Annotated in this window: 7 protein-coding genes; 6 read left to right on the forward strand and 1 reads right to left on the reverse strand. The window is 46.1% G+C overall.

The window, feature by feature from the left end; translation table 11 throughout:
• Nucleotides 1-791 precede the first annotated feature (791 nt).
• Nucleotides 792-1,937, forward strand: a complete 1,146-nt coding sequence (locus SIN01_RS13765) for a glycerate kinase family protein (protein ID WP_010027618.1) — start codon at nucleotides 792-794, stop codon at nucleotides 1,935-1,937.
• A gap of 84 nt (nucleotides 1,938-2,021) precedes the next feature.
• Here SIN01_RS13765 and SIN01_RS13770 read toward each other — a convergent pair whose 3' ends face one another.
• Nucleotides 2,022-2,465, reverse strand: a complete 444-nt coding sequence (locus SIN01_RS13770; RefSeq protein ID WP_010027620.1) for a hypothetical protein — start codon at nucleotides 2,463-2,465, stop codon at nucleotides 2,022-2,024.
• Nucleotides 2,466-2,789: 324 nt separating this feature from the next.
• Between SIN01_RS13770 and SIN01_RS13775 the strand changes: the two genes are divergently transcribed.
• From SIN01_RS13775 to SIN01_RS13795, 5 genes are all read left to right on the forward strand, one after another.
• Nucleotides 2,790-3,467, forward strand: a complete 678-nt coding sequence (locus SIN01_RS13775; protein ID WP_047035560.1) for an RNA polymerase sigma factor — start codon at nucleotides 2,790-2,792, stop codon at nucleotides 3,465-3,467.
• A 36-nt stretch (nucleotides 3,468-3,503) separates the two neighbouring features.
• Nucleotides 3,504-4,091, forward strand: coding sequence for an ATP-dependent Clp endopeptidase proteolytic subunit ClpP (clpP, locus tag SIN01_RS13780; RefSeq protein ID WP_010027752.1), 588 nt, complete (start codon nucleotides 3,504-3,506; stop codon nucleotides 4,089-4,091).
• 93 nt (nucleotides 4,092-4,184) lie between these two features.
• The gene (gene sspK / locus SIN01_RS13785) at nucleotides 4,185-4,358 is read left to right on the forward strand and encodes a small acid-soluble spore protein K (protein ID WP_010027753.1); all 174 of its coding nucleotides are present in this window, start codon (nucleotides 4,185-4,187) and stop codon (nucleotides 4,356-4,358) included.
• Between the two features lie 3 nt (nucleotides 4,359-4,361).
• Nucleotides 4,362-4,508, forward strand: coding sequence for a YpzG family protein (locus SIN01_RS13790; protein ID WP_010027754.1), 147 nt, complete (start codon nucleotides 4,362-4,364; stop codon nucleotides 4,506-4,508).
• A 193-nt stretch (nucleotides 4,509-4,701) separates the two neighbouring features.
• On the forward strand, nucleotides 4,702-5,340 hold the full coding sequence (locus SIN01_RS13795; RefSeq protein ID WP_010027333.1) for a Bax inhibitor-1/YccA family protein: 639 nt from the start codon (nucleotides 4,702-4,704) through the stop codon (nucleotides 5,338-5,340).
• Nucleotides 5,341-5,431 lie beyond the last annotated feature (91 nt).

Consider the following 5,431-nt stretch of genomic DNA (forward strand, 5'->3'; position numbering starts at 1 on the left):
GGGAGACTCAGCGATGGGTCCTTTTAATTTTCTAAGTGTTGCACTTAAAGTGTAAATTCAAGTTTTAAGAAACCGCCGCCACCATTGCCCAATGCTTTCTAGTCTGATTGGTTTACCAAATCCACCATCGGGCGAAAAAACAAAGTTACACGGTTTCCCATCCCATTCTCTTACCCATGTTTCAGCGCAAATGAGGCACTCTTTCTTCCGTTCAGCGCTCAACTGCTTCAAATATGGAATGATAAAAGCATTTCCGGGCAAACCTCAAAGTTGAGGACCGAAGATTTCTTCGGAATCGACCTAAAGAACGTGTAAAAACTTGAAATTGTAATTGAGGGCGTCATAAATGACGCTTCTTTTCAAATGTCATCGATTAACCGATGCGAGGGTATTGAGGTGATTCGATATTATCGAAGTGGCTGTAGATACCCTGTTTAAACAAGGTGAATGAATATGGTTGACCTACCTATGCATACCCCGTACCGATTGGAACGCTCCCTTAGCCGAGCTCAATTTTGGGTATGTGTCCATATTTGGACTGGTCCCCTCAAATTTGATGACATTCCCTCACATCGAGGAAACAACACAGGCAATGAATGAAGCATATGAGCGGATGCGGTGACACCCTTATAGATTGTCGTAGGTTCGATTCCTACCAGGGCCATAAAAATAACGAAACGAAGAGTGTCTTACAGATCAATTTTTGACTGCGGGGCACTCTCTTTATATGCTAATAGTACAATTAAGGCGCATGTTGTCTTATCAATGAGTTATGGCAGAGGGGCGAACTGATGGAACCAACATTTGTATTAGCACCGGATTCTTTTAAGGAAAGTATGACGGCAAAAGAAGTCTGCATGGCGATGGAAAAAGGTTTGCGACAAGCTTATCCAATGGCATGTTATATTCATGTTCCTATGGCTGATGGCGGCGAGGGAACGATGCAGTCGCTTGTTGATGCAACGGGCGGCCGCGTGATCCACAGGGAGGTCACCGGGCCTTTGGGGCAACCGGTTCAGGCATCAATCGGTCTTTTAGGGGATCGGCCAGATACGGCAGTGATTGAGATGTCGAGCGCGAGCGGAATTCAGCTGGTTAGGCCGCAGTTGCGAGACCCTCAGGTGACGACAACCTACGGAACCGGGGAATTGATTCTTGCCTGCCTGGATTGTGGGATCAGCCATATCATTATTGGTCTTGGCGGAAGTGCGACCAATGATGGGGGGGCCGGCATGGCGCAGGCATTAGGCGTAAAGCTGCTTGATCAAGAGGGGCACGAACTTCCTCACGGCGGCGGTGCACTGGATCGATTGAGGCGTATCGATACATCAGAATTAGATCCGCGATTGGAAAACTTGACGATCGAAATCGCATCTGATGTGAAAAACCCGCTTTGCGGACCACAAGGAGCCTCCCATGTCTTCGGGAAGCAGAAAGGTGGTGCGCCGGCTATTCTGCAAAAGCTTGATGCCAATCTTGCGTATTATGCAGCGCTCATCAAGCGGGATACAAACCATGATGTAGCCACAATTCCGGGCAGCGGTGCCGCTGGCGGACTCGGCGCGGGTCTGCTTGCCTTCACGGATGCGTCAATTGCGCCGGGGATTGATTTGGTGATTAAGTATACGCATTTGGAAAAATACGCAGCGGAAGCCGACTACGTGTTTACCGGTGAGGGCAGTATCGATGACCAAACACAATTTGGCAAGACCCCTTTTGGCGTCGCTAAGGTTGCGGCAAAGCACGGAAAACCGGTGATCGCAGTTGCCGGTCACGTGGGTGAGAAAATCGAGGAGCTCTATGATCAAGGATTTACAGCTATTTTCAGCACTGTCTCCGGAAGTATGGAACTGGCGCAAGCGCTCAAGCGCGGCCCCGAAGCGGTGGCTAGGAGCAGCGAAAGTATCGGTCGATTGATTAAAAAGCTACGTGCATGATCGGTGTTTTCAACATAAAAAAGATCATCTCAAAGTCGATCATGAACGTTGAGATGACCCCTTAACATTTTTAGTCGTGATCGGTTAGATCGACACATAAACGAGCTCAGCATGGTGCTTTTTGTTTGGCTGCAAAACGCTGATCGAACCATAAGTGTTCACGAAGTCTTCTTTGAAAGTTCGGTATGCATCAGGTGTCAATGTGAGCATATAGCCGGAGCTCCCTTTGGATGAACTGTATCTGGAAATATTGCCGGGAATACGGTGCAATGTGTTCTTCGTCCCTACTTTTAAATTGAGCGGTGTAGCGGTCAGGTCTACCCGAATGGCATAATTGTTTTTCAAATGCAGCAAAACCGATCGATTGCTGCGAAAGGAATAGGACGCAACGGCTTGTTGCTTTTCAATGCTTTGATCGCTCTGGATAAAAATAAAGAAACTGTAAACCGAAAGCATTGCAAGTACAAGTACTGCCGCAATCAATAAGGTATTTCTTGTATGTTTGTTTAACCCTGTATATTTTTTCATGAACAAATGCCTCACTCTCTTTAGTCTCATCGGCACAAAGATTATCACAAATTAGACAAACAATCTACACAAAATAGGCACAATCCATCTATATCGTCTATAGCATTTTTTTATGATGCAAAAATTGTAATGAATCAATAAAGACGACAGTGTTTGATTATGCGACTCTGTTTTTCAAGTGTTTACTGGAATACTGTACGGCTGTTTGTTATGGTGAGCGTAGAAAGAAAGGAATTAGTGATAGTCACCGCGAATTTTTTAGGCAGTGGTGTAACAAATCAATGAGGATTTTCGTTTAAACAGGTAGAGAGGGGGCGGCAGTCGATGGATCACCCATTCGAACAATGGAAGCAATCAAAGGATGATGCTTTTACGGAACGGTTCAGTCCGTATTTGTCGATGATGCGCCGGCAATGCAGGCGGCTGGCAGGGAATGTATGGGACGGTGACGACTTGCTCCAGCACGCGCTAATTAAAAGCTTTAAGGCGTGGCAAGAAAATCCTTCGCGACCGATAACCAAGGCTTATCTGTATCGGATTATTTCCAACGCATGGATCGATGATCATCGATCCATGCGGTTGCCTGAATTTGTTCAGGAATCCTTTGACGATATGGCGGCACGCACGGATGCATCGCAAGCAAACGAGCGTTTGTTCGCGGCCATGAAAATCATCCTTGAAAAGTTAAATCGGAGCCAAATACTGGTATACTTAATGCATGAGGGCTGGGGGCTTTCCGCCGCAGCCATTGGCAAACGCTGCGGCATGACCGCAGGCAATGTTCGCGTGATTCTTCACCGGGCAAAAAAGCGCCTTGCTTCGGTGCAGCGCGAACTCGTCCCGGGAAAAATGCTGAGCGATCGTGATTTAGCGCGCTGGCTGACCGCCTTTCAAAGTGGTGATCCGGAACGGCTGCTGACTCTCTTTCAGAACGATCAGCTTCAGTCAAAGACGTATTCATCACGCGGCAGCTGCGGCATTAACTGTCAATGCGCTGCTTAAACAACGTGATGAAACGAACGATAAGGAGGAAGTACTGTGTCATCTTTTTTTATTCCCTATGTCATCGAACAATCAAATCGCGGGGAACGTTCCTATGATATTTACTCGCGCTTATTAAAGGACCGTGTTATTTTTCTTGGTTCGGAAATTAATGACGAAGTGGCCAACAGTATCGTTGCGCAACTGCTTTTCCTAGCATCTGAAGACTCAGAAAAGGATATTTCGATTTATATCAACAGCCCGGGCGGTTCTGTGTCAGCGGGTTTTGCGATTCTGGATACAATGAACTTCATCAAACCGGATATCCAAACGATTTGTGTGGGTATGGCTGCATCGATGGCTTCGATTATCCTAACTTCCGGAGCCAAGGGCAAACGGCTTTCGCTTCCAAACGGCGAAGTGATGATTCACCAACCGCTTGGCGGCGCTCAAGGTCAAGCCAGTGATATTGAAATCAGCGCCAAACACATTTTGAAAACGAAGAAGAAGCTGAACACGATAATTGCTGAGACGACCGGTCAGACGTATGAACAGGTGGTTAAAGATACGGATCGCGACAACTTCTTGACTGCAGAACAAGCCAAAGAATACGGACTCGTCGATAAAATCATCGAAAAATTGTAATCGGAACGTCACTAAAAAAGCTACTGATTTTATGGATAGAAAAAGCACAGGCGCACATAATAAGACCACCTTTTGAAAAGGAGGTTTTTGACGTTGGTCGATAAGCCGGGTACACGTTACAGTGTGCAGAATGAAGAAGATTTGTTCCCGTCGGCGGATCCGTCTCATGCATCGAAGCGTGCGGACGGCAGCATCAATACCCGCCCCGGCGAGCGAATGTTTTCTGCACATGACAGGCATCAGAATGGCGATCATACGGAGGGATGACAGGTGAAAGAACCGGGCAGAACCGATGAAATGATCAAACGTTACGGTATGTCGCATGCCAAACATTCGCCTAGTCAAGTAAACGGCGAAACGCAGCGAACGCAATCAGGAAAGATTCTTGAGATCAATGCACGACGTCACCAAAAGTAAAACCAAAAATCAAAAGGTGGGAAGAGCGATTCCTTTTTACAGGAATCGCTTTTTCTCTTTTTTTTGCTTTTAAAAATTTTTCTGGGTATAATTAATGTAAGCCTTTTATTATGCATAGAGTTAATGGGACACGGAAACTTTTATAAATAGAAAAACGTATGTATATGACAAGCACTTAAGGAGGATGACAGTAATGGAATTTACGACTGGTGCGGTCAGCAAACCGTATTCGAAATTGTTCGCAGCTTTCTTTTCCGGACTCTTGGCGACAACGGTAGGTCTTTATTTGGGACAATATGTGCCAGATGCAGTGCGCCTCCCGCTCTGGATTCTGGAGATCGGCATGATTTTCATGATGATGTTTGTCCGCAAGCGCAAAGCGGTCGGCTACATGCTGATGTATGGCTTTATGTTTGTTTCGGGGATTACCTTGTACACGGCAATCGGTTATTATGTAAGTTTGTTGGGTGCCGGACTTGTTTTGCAGGCATTTGCGGTAACGACTGTTTCGTTTGGCGCGATCGCCGTTTATGCGATGGTCAGCAAGCGTGACTTTTCGTTCTTGGGCAGCTTCTTGTTTGTCGGACTCATTGCGCTGATTGTTTTGCAATTGTTCAGCGTGTTTTTCCCGGTCTCCAGCATGACGGCGCAGATCTATTCTGGACTGGGTATTCTCATTTTTGTCGGCTATACGCTGTTCGACTTTAGTCGTCTGACGGTGCATGGGTTCGGTAATGAAGATATTCCAATGATCGTTGTCTCGATTTATTTGGATTTCGTCAACCTGTTTCTCTACATTCTGCAGTTTATTGGCATCGGATCGAAAAACTAAGCATACGATAAAGTCAAGAAGGCGCTTTGGCGTCTTCTTTTTTTGTTAAGGAAGAAGTTTATAATTTTGCCCCGTCTTCAAACCAATAGAC

Source organism: Sporolactobacillus inulinus (assembly GCF_006539285.1).
Taxonomy (GTDB): domain Bacteria; phylum Bacillota; class Bacilli; order Bacillales; family Sporolactobacillaceae; genus Sporolactobacillus; species Sporolactobacillus inulinus.